The 16,818-nt window shown below is 57.5% G+C and carries 17 protein-coding genes and 1 pseudogene; 9 read left to right on the forward strand and 9 right to left on the reverse strand.

Annotation, left to right across the window (positions count from 1 at the left end):
* Nucleotides 1-108: 108 nt before the first annotated feature.
* Nucleotides 109-498, reverse strand: coding sequence for an Ig-like domain repeat protein (locus JNM28_01040; GenBank protein ID MBL8067012.1), 390 nt, complete (start codon nt 496-498; stop codon nt 109-111).
* A 235-nt stretch (nt 499-733) separates the two neighbouring features.
* Between JNM28_01040 and JNM28_01045 the strand changes: the two genes are divergently transcribed.
* On the forward strand, nt 734-1,792 hold the full coding sequence (locus tag JNM28_01045; protein MBL8067013.1) for an exo-alpha-sialidase: 1,059 nt from the start codon (nt 734-736) through the stop codon (nt 1,790-1,792).
* A gap of 79 nt (nt 1,793-1,871) precedes the next feature.
* Nucleotides 1,872-2,543 carry a MarC family protein gene (locus JNM28_01050; protein ID MBL8067014.1) on the forward strand — a complete coding sequence of 224 codons (672 nt, stop codon included), beginning with the start codon at nt 1,872-1,874 and terminating at the stop codon, nt 2,541-2,543.
* Here the strand turns inward: JNM28_01050 and JNM28_01055 are convergent.
* Nucleotides 2,536-2,952, reverse strand: coding sequence for a hypothetical protein (locus JNM28_01055; GenBank protein MBL8067015.1), 417 nt, complete (start codon nt 2,950-2,952; stop codon nt 2,536-2,538). The two genes, JNM28_01050 and JNM28_01055, sit on opposite strands and share 8 nt — an antisense overlap.
* A gap of 196 nt (nt 2,953-3,148) precedes the next feature.
* Here JNM28_01055 and JNM28_01060 point away from each other — a divergent pair, with 196 nt between their 5' ends.
* The 5 genes from JNM28_01060 (at nt 3,149) to ychF (ending at nt 9,101) form a co-directional block, all read left to right on the forward strand.
* Nucleotides 3,149-3,691, forward strand: a complete 543-nt coding sequence (locus JNM28_01060) for a protoporphyrinogen oxidase (GenBank protein MBL8067016.1) — start codon at nt 3,149-3,151, stop codon at nt 3,689-3,691.
* 64 nt (nt 3,692-3,755) lie between these two features.
* Nucleotides 3,756-4,736 (forward strand): deoxyribose-phosphate aldolase, encoded by a 981-nt coding sequence (gene deoC / locus JNM28_01065; GenBank protein MBL8067017.1) that lies wholly within the window; start codon nt 3,756-3,758, stop codon nt 4,734-4,736.
* 6 nt (nt 4,737-4,742) lie between these two features.
* Entirely contained in the window at nt 4,743-7,040 is a 2,298-nt protein-coding gene (locus tag JNM28_01070) for an aldehyde dehydrogenase family protein (GenBank protein ID MBL8067018.1), read from the forward strand.
* Between the two features lie 4 nt (nt 7,041-7,044).
* Nucleotides 7,045-7,986: a hypothetical protein gene (locus JNM28_01075; protein MBL8067019.1), complete on the forward strand. Its 942-nt coding sequence runs from the start codon at nt 7,045-7,047 to the stop codon at nt 7,984-7,986.
* 23 nt (nt 7,987-8,009) lie between these two features.
* Nucleotides 8,010-9,101 carry a redox-regulated ATPase YchF gene (gene ychF, locus JNM28_01080; protein ID MBL8067020.1) on the forward strand — a complete coding sequence of 364 codons (1,092 nt, stop codon included), beginning with the start codon at nt 8,010-8,012 and terminating at the stop codon, nt 9,099-9,101.
* On the opposite strand, the gene JNM28_01085 is transcribed toward ychF, so the two are convergent.
* Nucleotides 9,091-9,816, reverse strand: a complete 726-nt coding sequence (locus JNM28_01085) for a PEP-CTERM sorting domain-containing protein (protein MBL8067021.1) — start codon at nt 9,814-9,816, stop codon at nt 9,091-9,093. The genes ychF and JNM28_01085 overlap by 11 nt on opposite strands.
* Nucleotides 9,817-9,931: 115 nt before the next feature.
* On the opposite strand from JNM28_01085, the gene JNM28_01090 reads away from it, so the two are divergent.
* The gene (locus tag JNM28_01090; GenBank protein ID MBL8067022.1) at nt 9,932-10,474 is read left to right on the forward strand and encodes a thioredoxin family protein; all 543 of its coding nucleotides are present in this window, start codon (nt 9,932-9,934) and stop codon (nt 10,472-10,474) included.
* 25 nt (nt 10,475-10,499) lie between these two features.
* On the opposite strand, the gene JNM28_01095 is transcribed toward JNM28_01090, so the two are convergent.
* The 3 genes from JNM28_01095 to JNM28_01105 all read right to left on the reverse strand — a co-directional run bounded on the left by JNM28_01095 (nt 10,500) and on the right by JNM28_01105 (nt 11,680).
* Complete coding sequence (locus JNM28_01095; protein MBL8067023.1) at nt 10,500-10,727, reverse strand: hypothetical protein; 228 nt, start codon at nt 10,725-10,727, stop codon at nt 10,500-10,502.
* Nucleotides 10,728-10,811: 84 nt separating this feature from the next.
* Nucleotides 10,812-10,964, reverse strand: a complete 153-nt coding sequence (locus JNM28_01100; protein MBL8067024.1) for a redoxin domain-containing protein — start codon at nt 10,962-10,964, stop codon at nt 10,812-10,814.
* 182 nt (nt 10,965-11,146) lie between these two features.
* Nucleotides 11,147-11,680: a TlpA family protein disulfide reductase gene (locus JNM28_01105; protein MBL8067025.1), complete on the reverse strand. Its 534-nt coding sequence runs from the start codon at nt 11,678-11,680 to the stop codon at nt 11,147-11,149.
* Between the two features lie 95 nt (nt 11,681-11,775).
* On the opposite strand from JNM28_01105, the gene JNM28_01110 reads away from it, so the two are divergent.
* Nucleotides 11,776-13,422: a ribonuclease J gene (locus tag JNM28_01110; GenBank protein MBL8067026.1), complete on the forward strand. Its 1,647-nt coding sequence runs from the start codon at nt 11,776-11,778 to the stop codon at nt 13,420-13,422.
* On the opposite strand, the pseudogene JNM28_01115 reads toward JNM28_01110, so the two are convergent.
* From JNM28_01115 to uvrA, 3 genes and pseudogenes are all read right to left on the reverse strand, one after another.
* A pseudogene (locus JNM28_01115) lies at nt 13,397-14,416 on the reverse strand (excinuclease ABC subunit UvrA). The gene JNM28_01110 and the pseudogene JNM28_01115 sit on opposite strands and share 26 nt — an antisense overlap.
* 5 nt (nt 14,417-14,421) lie before the next feature.
* Nucleotides 14,422-14,829 carry a hypothetical protein gene (locus JNM28_01120; protein MBL8067027.1) on the reverse strand — a complete coding sequence of 136 codons (408 nt, stop codon included), beginning with the start codon at nt 14,827-14,829 and terminating at the stop codon, nt 14,422-14,424.
* A complete protein-coding gene (uvrA, locus tag JNM28_01125) occupies nt 14,829-16,700 on the reverse strand; it encodes an excinuclease ABC subunit UvrA (GenBank protein MBL8067028.1) in 1,872 nt (623 codons plus the stop codon). The genes JNM28_01120 and uvrA overlap by 1 nt, the downstream gene beginning before the upstream one ends.
* Between the last annotated feature and the right edge of the window lie 118 nt (nt 16,701-16,818).

The following is a 16,818-nucleotide window of genomic DNA, read 5'->3' on the forward strand; positions in this document are numbered from 1 at the left end:
TTTCCCCTGCCGGCCGGCAAGACATTCCCAATGAGGTTTAACAACCGTTAACAACTGCCCGAGCAAGATTCAGGGGAGGGGGAAGAACCCCCCTTCCCAAAACCCGTCTCAATTGGTGACGGTCAGCTTTGCGCTCGGGATCGATGCCCCCCAGGCCCCGTTGCCCGAAAACTGGGCGGCCCAACGATAGCTGCCGGCATTGATGTTGTAGTTGGCAGGGCGGAAAGAAATGCTCGCCACACCGGAATTGTTTGTGTAGGCCACGCCAATTTGCTGCGAATAGCTTGGGTATTGGGCATAGAATTCGACCCGGTAACCCGCCAGGGCTTGACCATTCGTGCTCGTCAACCGGGCCGAAACCGTAGCCGTGTTTGTCCGCTTTACGGCCAAATCCCCAATTTGGAGCCAACTCGGGCGAGTACCACCCATTTGGGCGGTAACGATGCCGACAAGGGCGACACTGGCCAGAGTTGCAAGAAGTATCTGCGTTTTTTTCATAGTAATCTCAGCCGTCCCGCTTGGCGGGGGCTGGTAGATGTGACGCACGGGTGGGGCCGGGGTTTTGCCGACCACTAGGACTTTTCCGGGCAGGCAGCCAACTTGGGGCGGGTGTTTTTCCCCCGGTTCCCGCGCGTCGATTTGGCCGTGCCCTTCCGCACAACGCAGGTGACCCTTGGCAACGGCATGGTTCTGAACAATCGCATACACGAATCCATGCAGGCATAATGCCAGCGTGACGATGGCCGCCTTTGCATTCTTGGTTTCCGCTCCCACCGTCGTTTTCCAAAGCCCATCAGATGGATTCGACACATTCAGGATCCCGGCCCTCATCAAGGCTGGCCCGGGAACACTCCTGGCATTTGCCGAAGGCCGGCAATCCCAGGCCGATGCCGCCGGCAACCGCATCGTCTTGCGGCGGTCTTCCGACAACGGCCGAAGTTGGGGGCCCTTGCAAGTCATCGCCGTCCCAGAAGGCGGGTCGTTCAACAATCCGACGGCGGTGGTTTCCGAGCGAGGGCGGTTGCTGCTCCACTTCCAGCACTACCCCCAAGGAACCCACGAATATGATGTCGAAGCGGGGTTGACCGGCCCAAAGTCCGTCCAGAGCTATCAGATGGTGAGCCTTGACGGCGGCCAGTCATGGTCGGAGCCGGTAAACATCACGAGCCAGGTCAAGCATCCAGAGGCCCAAACCCTAGCCTCTGGTCCGGGGGTCGGGATCACGCTCCGCCACCTGCCCCACAAGGGTCGGGTCGTCGTCCCCTATAACCAGCGTATCGGGCAACGGTGGTCTGTTTACATGGCCTACAGCGACGATGGAGGCACCACGTGGGCCAGAGGATCAACGGTTCCTGCCAGCCCCGAATACCAACCCAACGAAGTCCAGGTCGCCGAGCTGGCTGACGGTCGGATTTTGATGAACTGCCGCAACCAGGCCAAAGGGAAGTTCCGCCTCAGCGCCTCCAGCACCGACCAAGGCCGGACATGGGATTCCGCTCACCCCGTACCCGACCTCCCCGACCCGACCTGCCAAGGATCGCTCTTGAGCCTTGCGGGGAAACAACCAACACAGGCCTTTTCGAACCCGGCCGACACCAAAGACCGCGTCCGAGGCACTTTCCGGCTCAGTTTTGATAGCGGCGCAACATGGAGCCAATCCGTGGGGATCGAAAGCGGGTCGTTCCAATACTCGTGCCTGACCGAACTGGCCGACGGGCTGATCGGCATTCTTTACGAGCACACGGAATCAGGCCGATACCAAATCCGCTTCCGGCGGATCTCCTGGCGTTAGCGGACCACAAAGGGCACCAAAGGCCCCCTAAGTGCCATTCGACTAGGGCGCGGCAGTCTGCTCCCGCACAATCTTAAATATGGCCGCAGGTTCGGTCCAGTTCTTCCTCACGGCCTTTGCGGCCATATTCGCGGTGCTCAACCCGTTCAGCATCGTTCCAGTCTTCCTCGCCGTCAACGAAAACGCCAAACCGGGAGTTCGGCGGTCTATGGCCGCCGTCATTGGAATCTTCGTCGTCGTCGCCCTCTCGATCTGCCTCATCGGGGGCGAGGCGGTGCTGGATTTCTTTGGGATTTCGATCCCTGCGTTCCAGATTGCCGGAGGGATCCTGCTGTTTAGCACCGGGCTTGCCATGATCCAAGGCACTACCAGGTTTGTCGACCGGTTTGTGGCATCCCACGAAAACTTGTCTTCGTTCGAAGAAGCCAGGGCTCGGTTCCGCGACCTCGTCGTCCCCATCGGGACGCCGTTGTTCGTTGGGCCCGGATCTATTTCAACCGTGATTCTGTTCGGCAGCCGGGCCAAAGCCTTTGAACCGACGGTCGCCGGCTATGGGCTGGTTTTGGCCGCCTGCGTGGCGTGCGCTGTCGCTTCCTACGTGATATTGTTGAGTTCGTCCGCGCTTCTGCGGATCCTCAAAGACACCGGTATTGCGATTTTTTCGCGATTGATGGGGCTGCTGCTCTGCGCGCTCGCCGTCCAATTCGTTGTCAGTGCAGCCAAAACGCTGATGCCCACTTTGTTCACGTGAGGCGATAGGTGAAGACCCCGGCAACGGGGGGTCGGCCAGATTCGCTTTCGAACCAGGTCCGCAGATCCGAACCCTTCCGTTCGATCATCAACAGCGGGCCATCGGCCTTGTTGGTTTGGCGGAACGCGGCCTTCATGTCCGCCAACGATTCCAGCGTGAACTCTGTCCAGGCATCTTTTTCTTCCCATCCGCAGGCATCGGGGTTGAAGTGCTTCAACCGCATCTGGATCTTGCCATTAAACTCCCCGAGCAAAATCCACTCATAAAGCCAGGGTTTCCCGGACTTGAGCCATCGGAAGGTCGCCGTCATCTGGCCAGCAACGGCGGGGCTCCAATGCTCCTCCACGGGGTCTCCATCGATTTCGCCGACCCACCGTCCCTCCAGCCACTTGAATGTTTCCAAATTCATGATCGAATGTATGACGCCTGCCTTTTCCGGTTGCCGACAAACCGGGTCATGCCTACCCCAATTCAAATCTGGGAACATCGCGAATCCATGTCGCTGACGGTTGGCTACTTGCCTTGTGGCTCACCATCTGGCCACAAGATTAATCTTCACTGATTTTGCATTATTCGCCGGCCCGGATTGCTTCTATCCTCTAATCATGAAGCCCCTGCTGATCGTTTATGCCACGACTGAGGGTCAGACCCGGAAGATCGCCTTTTTCGCTCAAGATGCCGTCATGTCGACCGGGCGCCCCGCCGAGGTGTTCGATGCGGCCCACATCCCTCCGGATCTGGACATCGACGACTTTGCCGGTGCCATCCTTGCCGGTTCGCTCCACCAAGGCAAACACCAAGCAGCCCTCGCCCACTTTGCCCGGCGCAACGCAACGGCCCTCAATGCCCTGCCGACCCTTTTCCTCAGCGTCAGCCTTTCGGCCGTTGTGGACGACGAATCCCATCGGGCCGATTGCCAGGACTGCATCGACACCTTTCTCCAAGAAACCGGATTGAGGCCCACCGAATGCCATGCCGTTGCCGGGGCCCTCAAATATGTCCAATATGATTGGGTGAAACGAATGATCATGAGGTCGATCAGCCAACACGAAAACCGGGAAACTGACACCAGCCGAGACTACGAGTACACCGACTGGGTCGGACTCAAGGAACTCGTCGTTCGGTTCGTGGCCTCAATTCCAAGCTGAGATATACTCGCGGCTCCCCGTGGCCCAATCCGAATCCCAAACCGTTGCGGCCCACAACGCAACAATGCCGGCAGCAGATCCCACCCAGAACCTGCCAGTGCCCGCCCAACGCAACCCAGGCCAACCTCTCGACCTGGATTGGGTGCAATCCTTGACCGTTAACCGCTCCGCCATCGACCGCCGGGCCGAAACGTTTGCCAAGCGACGGACTGTCAAAAAGGAATACCAGGCCGCCTATTTAATCCGCGCCATCGAGTGCATCGACCTGACGACCCTCAGCGGCGACGATACGCCTGGCAACGTCCACCGGCTCTGCGCAAAGGCCAAACAACCCCTTCCGTTGCCGGTGGTTCGCGGGTTGGGGATCGCTCCGATCCACGTGGGAGCCGTCTGCGTTTACCATGCCTATGTTGCGGATGCCGTGCGGTTCCTTTCCGGATCGGGCATCCCCGTCGCTGCCGTCAGCACCGGTTTCCCGGCCGGGTTAAGCCCACTACGCCAAAAGGTCGAAGAAATCCGCGAATCGGTCAAGGCCGGGGCGCACGAAATCGACATCGTCATCACCCGGGCCCATGCCCTCCGTCAAGATTGGAAATCCCTCTATGAGGAAATGAGCCTTTACCGGGAAGCTTGTGGTGCCGCCCATGTCAAAGCGATCCTTGCCACTGGTGAACTGGGGACCTATACCAACGTGGCCAGGGCTTCTGCCGTCTGCATGATGGCCGGAGCCGATTTCATCAAGACCTCCACCGGTAAAGAACCCGTCAATGCCACCCTGCCCTTTGCCCTGGTGATGGCCAGGCTCATCCGGGAATACCACGGCCGCAACGGATGCCAAATCGGTTTCAAACCCGCCGGAGGGATCCGAACGGCCAAACAAGCCGCCGAATACCTGATGCTGATGCGAGACGAACTTGGCCCCGAGTGGCTCTCGCCCCACTTGTTCCGCATCGGGGCCTCAACCCTCCTCGCCGATATCGAGCGCCAGTTGGAACACTTCCTCACTGGCCGCTACAGTGCCTACAACCGACACCCGATGGGCTGAACCCTTATGCCGAAAATCACCGAACTCCTCCCCGACTTGCCTTATGGCCCGGCTCCCGAAGATGCCGCTGCCGCCCTCACATGGCTTGATGCGCACAACCGGGTATTCAGCGCTTATGTCGGGGGCCAATGGGTGGCCTGCCCTTCCACTTTCGCCACGATAAACCCGGCCGACGGCACCGAACTCGCTCAAATTGGCCAATCGGATGCGGCAATTGTCAACCAAGCGGTTGAATCTGCCCAGGCGGCCTTGCCGATCTGGCAGGCCTTGGGGACGCAGCGCAGGGCGGAACTTCTTTATGCGTTGGCTCGGCAAATCCAGAAAAATTCAAGGCTGTTTGCCGTGCTCGAAACCCTTGACAACGGCAAGCCGATCCGGGAAACCCGGGACATCGACATCCCCTTGGTTTCCCGGCATTTTTACTACCATGCCGGGTTTGCCAAAATCGCCGAATCGGAACGGTTTGCCGGATACGGCCCGGTGGGCGTCTGCGGACAGATCATCCCCTGGAACTTTCCACTGTTGATGCTGGCCTGGAAAATCGCCCCCGCCCTCGCCGCCGGCAATACCGTTGTCCTTAAGCCAGCCGAATTCACGTCCTTGACGGCCCTGCTCTTTGCCGAGACCTGCACGGCTGTTGGCATCCCCCCCGGCACCGTGAACATTGTGACGGGAGACGGATCCACCGGGGCCGCGCTTGTTGACCACCCTTTGGTGGATAAGATTGCATTTACCGGATCCACAGAGGTTGGGCGGATCATCCGCAGAGCAACCGCTGGCACGCCCAAAAAGCTCAGCCTTGAGCTTGGCGGCAAATCCCCGTTCATTGTTTTCGACGACGCCGACCTCGATTCCGCCGTCGAAGGGCTGGTCGATGCCATTTGGTTCAACCAAGGCCAAGTGTGCTGTGCTGGGTCCCGCCTTTTGGTGCAAGAATCCATCGCGGATGCCTTTTATGCAAAAATCCGCACCCGCATGACCACGCTGAGGACTGGGAATCCCCTCGACAAGGCCGTCGATTTAGGGGCGATCGTCGATCGGACTCAGCTGGAACGCATCGGGCACCTGGTCTACCAAGGGGTTGAAGAAGGAGCGACGATCTTCCAATCCGAATGCGACCTGCCATCCAATGGGTTCTATTTCCCGCCAACCCTCCTCACAAACGTGGAGCCCGCCTCCACAGTGGCCCAGGAAGAGATCTTCGGCCCCGTACTGGTCGCCATGACCTTTCGCACGCCTGCAGAAGCCGTTGTCCTAGCCAACAACACCGCTTATGGACTTGCCGGCTCCGTTTGGACTCAAAACATCGACACCGCCCACGATATTGCCGCCCAAATCAAGGCTGGGGCGATTTGGATCAACTGCACCAACCAATTTGATGCCTCGGCCGGATTCGGCGGGTACCGCGAATCCGGGTTTGGCCGCGAAGGCGGGCAAGAAGGCCTGTACGAATACCTTAAACCCCTGATGCCAACCGCCCTCGGCGTGCAAGGGGCAAGCCTGCCCAAAGCCCCCAACCAAGATCGGACGCACAAACTGTACATCGGCGGCAAACAGGTTCGCCCAGATGGTGGATATTCGTTTTCTGCGGCCGGACACGAATTTGCCCTTGCCAACCGCAAAGACGTCCGCAATGCTGTCGAGGCGGCCGCCGCCGCCCAACCGGCATGGGCAAACCAGTCGGCATTTTTGCGAACCCAAATCCTCTACTACTTGGCCGAAAACCTCCGGGCCGCCCACGGGCAGCTTGCCGACGCCGGGATCTCCCAGCAAGAGTTCGAAGACTCCATTGGCCTCATCACCCACTATGCGGCGGTTGCCGACAAATACGATGGGGCGGTGCACCAGGTGCCGCTCCGCGCTTTGGTCTACACCCGCAACGAACCGATCGGAATTTGTGCCAGCTTTGCCCCGCATGGCCAACCGCTTTTGGGTCTGCTTGCCGCCACCATGCCGCTCATCGCCATGGGCAACGCGGTAATCGCCATCCCCAGTGCCGAAAACCCCCTCCCCGCCCTAGAACTCGTCCGGATCATTGAGGCCTCCGATGTCCCGGCAGGCGTTTTCAACCTGCTCACAGCACCCCACGCCGACCTCGAAAAGACCGTCGCCGAACACTTGGGGATCGACTCTGTGTGGCACTTTTCTGGCACCCAAGGCGCAATGGCCATCCAAGAGCTCAGCGCCGGCAACCTCAAACAAACATGGTGCCTGGGAGATGGGCAACGGTTTGATGAGCCCCACCCAGAATTCTTGCGCCGGGCCGTGCAAGTCAAGAACATCTGGACACCCTACGGGGCATAGATCTATGCCGTATTTAGTCCGATCAGTATTTGAGTTTATAGATGGACAAGGTTTGTCGTTTGACGAAGGTGAGATTCGCTTTGAAATTTTGGGTTACCCTTCAATGCTTTCACTTGAATCTCCTATCGATGGTCAGACCTCCGGATGCAATGTAGTCTTGTCAATTGAAGTACCAACTTTGAAAAATGCGCAGGAAATTTTGATGTTAACTCAAAATGCTCTCCATCACTATATAGTCACCAATAAAGTTGGCTTAAATTTGGGCCGTTTTCAGCGAACCGGCGGTATATCACCGTGGTTTGCAAGAGTGATGCAGGAAGCCGATGGCCGGCCTAGGCTGAATGCATATTTTGGAAGCAAGTTGTTTGAGGTACCGCCAAGACCGATATTTGTTGATTTTTCTGCGAAGGTTTCTGTGATCCGTCAGGCAAAACTATTTTGTGAAGAAATTACTTCATACTATGAAGAAAGCAACTATTCAATGACCGTGCTACAAGCGATCGATATCTACTCTACGTCCAAGTTCGAAAAAACTATCGAGGCGAAGTTTCTAACTTTGATTTATGCTATTGAGTCTTTAGCAAATACACAGCCGGTTGATGACGATCAAATGCGAATCATTGATGAATGCGTAGAATGTGTCCGAAAGTCCTCGCTCGACACGGATACCCAAAAATTGCTGATGAGTAGACTAGGCTCCCTCAAAAGAGAATCCATCTCTGCTGCGGTGAAGCGGGTAATTCGCGATTATGTTCCGAGGGACACGGTCATCATGGGAGTCGATCCGCAAAGACTTTTCTCCGATCTGTACAATATACGGAGTAAGTATGTGCATGGCGACTTTGCTGAGTCAATGGAGCAGATGACAAAGTACTACCAAGGTGCTGAAGAACTGTTTCTGTCACTAATAATCAACCTTCCTAAGGCGAGTCCTTTGGCAGAATAGTCAACCGGGCATAATCATTCCCAATGCTCCAAGCCGGAATCGTCGGGCTCCCCAACGTCGGGAAGTCAACCCTCTTTAACGCCGTGGTCGCCAACGCCCAGGCACAAGCGGCCAACTTCCCCTTTTGCACGATTGAGCCAAATGTGGGAATGGTCAGCGTCCCCGATGCCCGATTAGAAGTCCTCGCCAAGATTTCAGGTTCCGAAAACATTCTGCCTGCACGGGTGGAATTCGTCGATATCGCTGGGCTGGTCAAAGGTGCATCCAAGGGCGAGGGACTCGGCAACCAGTTCCTGGCCAACATCCGCGAAGTCGACGCCATCGTCCATGTCGTCCGGTGCTTTGTCAACGATGACATTACCCACGTCCACGGATCCGTCGATCCTCTGCGGGACATCGACGTCATCAACTTGGAACTCGTCCTCGCCGATTTGGCCCAGGTCGAAAAGCGCATTGAGCGCGCCCGCAAAGATGCCAAAACCAACAAAGACGCCAAACCCGAAGTCGAGGCCCTCGAAAAAATTCTGCCCCTGCTGGAAGATGGCAAACCCGCCCGCCAAGCCCAACTCGATGAGGAGCAAGCCTCAGCCATCCGGCACTTGGGACTGCTCAGCCTCAAACCCGTCATCTATGCCGCCAATGTGAACGAAGAGGACATCGCCACCGGGAACAGCCTCACCCAATTGGTTGAACAATTCGCCAAAGCAGAAGGGAACGACATGATCGTCATCTCGGCACAAATCGAAGCCGAACTCATCGAATTGCCCGAAGAAGACCGAGGCGAATTCTTGGAAAGCCTCGGGATCACGGAATCTGGACTCCAGAACCTCATCCGCCACACCTATGACCTCCTGGGGCTGCAAACGTACTTCACAACCGGGCCCAAAGAAACCCGGGCGTGGACCATCACTAAAGGCATGAAGGCCCCCCAAGCCGCCGCCGTCATCCACACGGATTTTGAAAAGGGGTTCATCCGGGCCGAAACGGTCGCCTATGCCGATTTGGTTGAAAATGGCTCGATGGCCAACGCTAAAGCCAAAGGAAAGGTGAGATCCGAAGGAAAGGAGTACGTCGTCCAAGAAGGCGACGTCCTCCACTTCCTGTTCAACGTTTGACCGATCGGCGGCGGATCAACGCCAACCCGGCAACCGCCAGGCCGACCATTGAAACCGGTTCTGGCACGGCTGCCACTTGCATCGAGTCAAAAAATACCGGATTCGAAACCGGGCCGAACAGCGCCGTGCTCTGGAACCCCCAGTTGTTCAGAACGGCCGTCGGGTCATAGGTGTCAGATCCGATCAGGACGTTGTCCGCGTACATTTTGGTTGAAAAGTTGACCGTGTCCACATCCAGTCGCATCAGGTGCCAAGTGTTCATTGTTGCGGCCGGGCCAGTGAAAAGATTGCTCCCAGATCCATAAACGAAACTGTTGTTGGCAATCCCGGCAAAACCCATGCGGGTTGCCCCCGAGCCTCCAAGTCCGAGAACCTGGATGATTGCCGAACCGAGGTTTTGGGTTCCGGCCGTGACATAAATCGCTCCAGACATGCTCAGAATGTCATTCCCTACCGTGCGGCCCGACCAACCCGTCGGCAAGTGGATCCCTGCCGCGCTTCCGGTTGTTGGCTGCTGGGTGGCCATCCTCGTGCCCGAAAACGGCGAGACAATGCCCACCGTCCCAACAATGTTGGTTGCAGAACCGCTTTCGGACCAACCGCCTTGCCCGTTTAGGCTTCCCAGGCTCATGGAATCAAAGTTGTCTGTCCACACCACTTGGCCAAACGCGGCAAACGGCAACACGGCGAAAATCAGTGAAAGTGCTCGTTTCATGTGCTCCACTCCCCAGATGCCAATTGCATCTTTGCAACATTAATCTACCAGAAGGAGGAGAAAATAAGTTGAGAAATCTACACGGTTTAAGAGTTCAACCAGTACACTGCCAAATATGAAAAGAGTTGCCCTCGTCGCGTCATTGCTCGTGCTTGCCGCCGCTTCGTTCGCCGCCGAATCCGCGGACACTATCATGGCCAAGGCCAAACAGCAGGCCGCCAAAGAGAACAAAAACATCCTCGTCAAATTCAGCGCGAGCTGGTGTGGGTGGTGCCACCGCATGGATGACTGGATGCACGACACCGAGGCGGGAAAGCTCGTCGCCAAACAGTACGTTGTGGTCGTCCTGATAGTGGACGAAGATGACAAACACAAAGCTGACGAAAACCCCGGAGCCGACGACCTGAGGCATCGGATGGGGGGCGACCAAGTCGGGATCCCGTTCTTTGGGATGCTCGATAAGACCGGGAAAGTTTTGGCGACCAGTAACCCCAACAAAGAAAAGCCCGGCAATATCGGGTTCCCGGTGGAAGATAGCGAAATCGAACACTTCCTCAAAATGGTTGCCGACACCTCCAAGCTCACCAAAGCCCAGATCGAACAGGTTCGCGCTTCTCTGAAAGAAAGCGCCAAGAAAATAAAAGGAGGCGGGCTCTAAGCCCGCCTGCAATTCGCATTGCCGACTACTTGTCGGCTTCGATGAGCGCTTTTAAAGTGTCTTTGTCGATGAAGTTGTCGATGTAGAGGACGTTCCCATTCTTTCCAATCACAACCTTGGTCGGGAAGGCGTCAACTGCATAGTCCTTGTTCATTTTTGAGTTGGGGCCCATTTTGCCTTGACGCCAATTGACGTTTGACTTTTTGAGTTCGGAAACAAACTCCTCGGCCGTCATGTCGTCATCGTTGTTCATGCCGATCAAGACAAAGCCTTTGTCCTTGCCGCCGAACTCGTCGTTCCATTCGCGGAGCTCACCGAGCTCCGAAACGCATGAGCTTCACCAAAACGCCCAGAAGTCCAACAGGATGGTTTTGCCTTTGTAGTCGGAAAGGTGCCACTCCTGACCCTTTTCGTCCTTAATGGCAAAATCGGGGGCTGGTTTGCCTACGGCCACCGTCTCCGAAAGTTTTGCCATCGGCGACTTGGGCATAGCCGCGCCCGCGGACGGAGCGGGAGCGCCGGAAGGCGAAGCCGAGGAAATCGCTCCCTTAGGCTCCGGTTTGGGCATGGGCTCTGGATCTTTGGCACACCCGGCAACGGAAAGGACCAATCCGAGGGAGAGGGCGCTAATCCAAATTCTGTCCATGGTTGCCATTGTATATCAAAGGCCGCTTACAAATACGGTTCGATGGCCTCTTTGGTGATCGTGTTGCCGATGTACACAACCGTCCCCTTTTTGTCAATCAGAACCTTGGTCGGGAATTCGCTCACCTGGTAATCCGCATGCATCGGGGCCTTATCCGGGATCAGGCCCTGCCGCCAATCCACCGGGCTCTTTGCCAATTGCTTCTTGATCTGGCCTGCATCGGCTGCATCGGTGTTGATCCCAAGAAGAACGAAGTCCCGCCCTTTCAGCGAGTCGTTAATCTTCCGCAGGTCGGGCAACTCTTGAACGCAGTAAGGACACCAGAATCCCCAAAAATCCAGCAAGACGGTCTTGCCGCGATAGTCGCTCAGCTTCCACATGACCCCAGATTCGTCGGGAAGTTCAAAATCCGGGGCCGGCGAACCGACCTTGACCGTCCCGGACAGTTGGCCCGGTTTGCTTTGTGCGGGCGGGGCTGGGGCCGCGGCTTTGGCCGGGAGGGACGGAGAGCATCCGGAAAAGGTCAGCGCCGTGGCGGCCAGCATGAGAGGAATCTTCACAAACAAGGGAATTCCGCGTCCCGCCCGAATGTTCCAACCGCCATCCGGCAGGGGACGATTCACCCAGCGAAGGTACCCTGAACCTTCCTCCCCCTATGTCCCTTTTCAAAATCATCCCCCTGGGCGGCACCGGCGAAATAGGCAAGAACTGCACCGTCGTTGAATCGGCCGACGATATCGTCGTGGTCGACTGTGGCATCTCCTTCCCCCACGAAGAACATTACGGCGTCGACATCGTCATCCCCGATTTCACTTACCTGCTGGAAAACCGCGAGAAAGTCCGGGGCATTGTTCTCACCCATGCCCACGAAGACCATGTCGGGGCCCTCAGCTATCTGCTCACCGAACTCAACGTCCCGCTTTACTGTTCACCCCTCACCGAAGCGCTGGTCGGCATGAAACTGGAAGAACGGGCCCGCAACATCGAGCCCAAGTTCGTCCGGATGACCCCAGGGGAAAAGTTCATACTTGGTGGCTTTGAAATCGAGCCCGTCCGCGTCACGCACTCGATCCCCGAAACGAGCGCTATCGCCTTCCACACATCAGAAGGGGTCATCCTGTTCACCGCCGATTTCAAATTCGACAAAGCACCCGTCGACAAACTCCTTTCCGATGAATCCCGGCTCAAAGAACTCGGGGAGGAAGGCGTCCTCCTGCTCTTGTGCGACACCACCAACGTGGACCGCCCCGGGTGGAGCAACTCAGAATCCGAAGTCGGACCGTCGCTCAAAGAAATTTTCTCCGCCGCCGAAAGCCGGGTTTTTGTCACCCAATTCAGCTCCAACATCCACCGGATGCAGCAAATCTGCGATTCGGCCAAAGCCGCCGGCCGCAAAGTGAGCATCGCCGGGAGGCGGATGGAGCAGACCTTCAACTTGTGTCGGCGTCTGGGCTACCTCAATGTGGCCCGCGAGGACACCGTCCCCATCGAGGATTCCACCAAACTCCCCAACGACCAGGTCGTCATCATCGTCACCGGCTCGCAAGGGGAGCCCAATGCCGCCCTCAGCCAGATGTCCCGCCGGGAATACAACCGGGTCAAAGTCCGCAAAGGCGATACCATCGTCTATTCCGCCCGGCCGATCCCGGGCAACGAAGGCGGAATCTGGAGGGTTGTCAACAACCTGATCCGGCAAGGGGCAAAGGTCATCACCGACTACCCCACCCCCGTCCACACCAGCGGCCACGCCAGCCAGGACGAAATCAAACAGATGTACGAACTGACCAAGCCGTTCTACTTTGCCCCCGTCCACGGCGAACCCAGGCACCAACGAAAAATGGCTGACCTTTTGGTGGAGTGGGGACATGCGCCGCACCGGATCTACACTCTGGAAAACGGTCAGACCCTTAACATCGGGCCGGAAAGCGCCTGGGTTGAAGAAGGTGCGCCCTTTGGTGAGGTTTTCATCGACCAGAATTCGCACGTCCCAGTCTCGGAATCCGTGCTTCGGCACCGTCACACTTTGGCGCACGATGGGGTGTTCGTCATCACAGTCGTCGTCGACCGGCAGCATGGCGAACTGGCGACCCGCCCCCGGGCGGATGTCCGCGGGCTCAATGCCGAAGCTGGTGCCGTCGAAGACGTGATGGACGACCTGAGCAGCATCTTGGCCAAACTCTCGCCTTCCGAGCTGACCGTTCCGGACTATTTGTCGGCGCAGATCCTCGAAGCCTCAGGAAAGCTCATTTGGCGATCCACCCGGCAACGGCCCCTCGTCATCCCGATTGTCGAGCTGATTTAGCCGTTTCACCCAAGATCCGCTTCAAAAACGCCCCGGTGTGGCTCCCTGTCACGGCCGCGACCTCTTCGGGGGTTCCGGTGGCCACGACCGTGCCGCCGCCAGAGCCTCCTTCCGGTCCCATGTCGATCAACCAATCCGCCGTTTTGATCACATCCAGGTTGTGCTCGATGACCAAAACCGTGTTCCCTTGATCCACCAACTGGTGGAGAACAGAAAGCAGCAACTTCACGTCGGCAAAGTGCAGGCCCGTGGTCGGCTCATCCAGAATATAAAGCGTCCGGCCCGTCGACCGTTTGGAAAGTTCGGTTGCCAACTTGACGCGCTGGGCCTCGCCTCCCGATAGGGTGGTGGCCGCTTGGCCCATTCGAATGTAGCCCAACCCGACCTGTAACAAGGTCTCCAGCTTTTTGAAGATTCGAGGGATCGGCTTGAAGAATTCACACGCTTCCTCCACCGTCATTTCCAAAACATCGGCAATGGATTTGCCCTTGTATTTGACCTCTAGCGTTTCGCGGTTGTAGCGCCGGCCTTTGCAGGTTTCGCACGGCACATACACATCCGGCAAAAAGTGCATCTCGATCTTGATGATCCCATCGCCCCGGCACACTTCGCACCGTCCGCCCTTCACATTGAAGCTGAACCTCCCCTGTTTGTATCCGCGGAGCTTGGCATCCTGGGTTTTGCTAAACAGGTCGCGGATGATGTCGAATGTCCCGGTATAGGTCGCCGGATTGCTGCGCGGGGTCCGCCCGATCGGCCCTTGGTCGATGTCGATCACCTTGTCGATCTCTTCGTGACCTAACAATTCGTCATGCGGTTCCCAAACCCCTCGTGTGCCGTGTAGCTCGTACATCAACCGGGGGAACAACGTGTCTTGAATCAAGGTGGATTTGCCGCTCCCGCTCACCCCGGTGACACAGGTCAGGCATCCCAGGGGGATCGCGGCATCGACCCCCTGTAAGTTATGCCCCCGCGCATTCTTCAAAACCAGCCAGTCGCTCAAGCCGCCTCCCTCGCCCGCATCTCAGCCAAAAACTCCTGCCCGCACCGGAGCTTCTTAGCCAGGGGCGACTTTGGGTCAACAACCCGCCAAAAGGGAGTGACGGAATCCAACGGCGCCCCCGCCAGGTGCTCGTCCCAGGCCGCCTCGCTCACAATGCGCAGGAATATGCCAACCGTCAGCGGGCAGGTCATGTCCGCGCCGTACTCTCCGGCCCACTCCTCGCGCAGCTCGGCCGGGGTTTTGAATTCGCCCACGCCAAGCTTGGCCACCCGGTCCCGGACGATGCGCGGATTCAAAATCAAAATCCTCGTCCCGGCCTTCACCCAGCTGAAATCTTTTGCAGCGGTTTCGATCTCCGGATCTCCGCCCGACTCCATCTTTTGCGCCCAAGTTTTCTTTGCCATCACTTTTTCCCCTGCTTGCCGAGCGGGTTGGCCGAACGCGGTTTCCGGCGCTGCTTGGGAACCTCGATCCGGTCGGCTCCGGTCAGGTAGCGCGACGTCGGCGAATCGCGCTTCACAAAGTCTTCATACGGACCTTCGTTCACAATCTTCCCGCCATGTTCTCCGGCCGCGGGCCCGATGTCGATTAGCCAGTCGGCAGCCCGCATCGTGTCTTCGTCGTGCTCGACGACAATCACCGTATTACCCAAATCACGCAGCCTCACCAGGGTTTCGATGAGCTTGGCGTTGTCGCGTTGGTGCAAGCCGATCGAAGGTTCGTCTAGGACATAAAGGCACCCCATCAACCCGCTCCCGATCTGCGTGGCCAGGCGGATCCGCTGGGCTTCCCCCCCGGCCAAGGTATTTGCCGACCGGCTGAGATTCAAGTAACTCAAGCCCACATCGTTCAAAAATCCCAGGCGTTCCCGGATCTCTTTCACTGCCCGCTCGCCGATCGTCCGCTGGCGCTCATTGAGTTTTTCCCACAGACCTTCAAAGAATTGGAAGGCGTCGCCCACGCTCATGTCTGTGATTTCGCTGATGTCGCGCATCGCCAATTTCACGCAAAGACTCTCCGGCTTCAGTCGCTTGCCACCGCATGCCGGGCAAGGACGGGTCCGCATGTATTGCGCCAGGTCGGCTTTGACCCATTCGCTTTCGGTCTGCTCATATTTCTTTTTGAGCACGTTCAACACGCCATCCCACTTGGTATTGAACTCCCGGGTCGTCTTGGCATACTGCATTTGAACGGTGATCGGCTTGCCCAACCCGTGCAAAACCGCATCCAACTGCTCTTCCGTGAGGGCGCTGACCGGCCCCTCCGCATCGAACCCCATCGCCCGGCCGACCCCATCTAAAACCTGCGGCCACCACTCTTTGACTTCGCCCGATTTGTAGACAAACGGCACAATTGCCCCGTCTCGGACCGGCTTCGACCGATCCGGAATGCACAAGTCCGCATCGAACTCGGTTTTGGTCCCCAAGCCGGTGCATTCCGGACAAGCCCCATAGGGCGAGTTGAACGAGAACATCCGGGGCTCCAGTTCCGGCATCGTGAACCCGCTTTCCGGGCACGAATAGAATTCGCTAAACAGCACATCCACCCATTCGCCAGACGATTCATGGCTAACCGTGACGAGCCCTTTTCCCATTTTTAGCGCGGTCTCAACCGAATCCGCCAACCGCCTCTCAATCCCTTCCTTGACCACCAACCGGTCAATCACAACCTCGATCGTGTGCTGCTTGTATCGGTCCATCGGGATGTCGTCGGTGACTTCGTACATCTCGCCATCCACCCGTACCCGGACAAACCCGGCCTTGCCGATGTCCTCCAATTCCTTTTGGTAGACCCCTTTGCGGCCGCGCACCACCGGGGCCAAAACCTGGATTTTCGCGCCGTCGCCCAATGCCATCGTGGCATCCACAACCATTTCCGGGCTCGACCGCTCAATGGGTTTCCCCGTAGCCGGCGAATAGGGGATCCCGATCCGGGCATAAAGGATCCGGAGGTAGTCATAGATCTCCGTCACGGTGCCCACCGTCGAGCGAGGGTTCCGGCTCGTGCTCTTCTGATCGATGGAGATGGCCGGGCTCAAACCCTCCACGCTATCCACGTCCGGTTTGTCCATCTGGCCCAAAAATTGGCGGGCGTAGGCGCTCAGGCTTTCGACATACCGCCGCTGCCCTTCCGCATAGATCGTGTCAAAGGCCAGGCTGCTCTTGCCGCTGCCGCTCAACCCCGTGATGACCACCAGCTTGTCCCGGGGGATTTCCACCGTGATATCTTTGAGGTTGTTTTCACGCGCGCCGCGGACAACGATTTTCTCGCTCATGGCCAGCGGCCATTCTACTCCGGGGATGTAGACATGATGCTACCTATGCCCATCGGAATCGGCCCCATTATTGACAAAACATTTACAGAAACATCCCCTATTTGGACGGTGGTTTGAT

Source organism: Armatimonadota bacterium, from assembly GCA_016789105.1.
GTDB lineage: Bacteria > Armatimonadota > Fimbriimonadia > Fimbriimonadales > Fimbriimonadaceae > UphvI-Ar2.

Bases quoted from the DNA above. Each gene is read 5' to 3' on its own strand.
- JNM28_01040 (MBL8067012.1), bottom strand. From the start codon at position 498: ATGAAAAAAACGCAGATACTTCTTGCAACTCTGGCCAGTGTCGCCCTT.
- JNM28_01050 (MBL8067014.1), top strand. From the start codon at position 1,872: ATGGCCGCAGGTTCGGTCCAGTTCTTCCTCACGGCCTTTGCGGCCATA.
- JNM28_01055 (MBL8067015.1), bottom strand. From the start codon at position 2,952: ATGAATTTGGAAACATTCAAGTGGCTGGAGGGACGGTGGGTCGGCGAA.
- JNM28_01060 (MBL8067016.1), top strand. From the start codon at position 3,149: ATGAAGCCCCTGCTGATCGTTTATGCCACGACTGAGGGTCAGACCCGG.
- deoC (MBL8067017.1), top strand. From the start codon at position 3,756: ATGCCGGCAGCAGATCCCACCCAGAACCTGCCAGTGCCCGCCCAACGC.
- JNM28_01070 (MBL8067018.1), top strand. From the start codon at position 4,743: ATGCCGAAAATCACCGAACTCCTCCCCGACTTGCCTTATGGCCCGGCT.
- JNM28_01075 (MBL8067019.1), top strand. From the start codon at position 7,045: ATGCCGTATTTAGTCCGATCAGTATTTGAGTTTATAGATGGACAAGGT.
- ychF (MBL8067020.1), top strand. From the start codon at position 8,010: ATGCTCCAAGCCGGAATCGTCGGGCTCCCCAACGTCGGGAAGTCAACC.
- JNM28_01085 (MBL8067021.1), bottom strand. From the start codon at position 9,816: ATGAAACGAGCACTTTCACTGATTTTCGCCGTGTTGCCGTTTGCCGCG.
- JNM28_01090 (MBL8067022.1), top strand. From the start codon at position 9,932: ATGAAAAGAGTTGCCCTCGTCGCGTCATTGCTCGTGCTTGCCGCCGCT.
- JNM28_01095 (MBL8067023.1), bottom strand. From the start codon at position 10,727: ATGAACAACGATGACGACATGACGGCCGAGGAGTTTGTTTCCGAACTC.
- JNM28_01100 (MBL8067024.1), bottom strand. From the start codon at position 10,964: ATGCCCAAGTCGCCGATGGCAAAACTTTCGGAGACGGTGGCCGTAGGC.
- JNM28_01110 (MBL8067026.1), top strand. From the start codon at position 11,776: ATGTCCCTTTTCAAAATCATCCCCCTGGGCGGCACCGGCGAAATAGGC.
- JNM28_01120 (MBL8067027.1), bottom strand. From the start codon at position 14,829: ATGGCAAAGAAAACTTGGGCGCAAAAGATGGAGTCGGGCGGAGATCCG.
- uvrA (MBL8067028.1), bottom strand. From the start codon at position 16,700: ATGAGCGAGAAAATCGTTGTCCGCGGCGCGCGTGAAAACAACCTCAAA.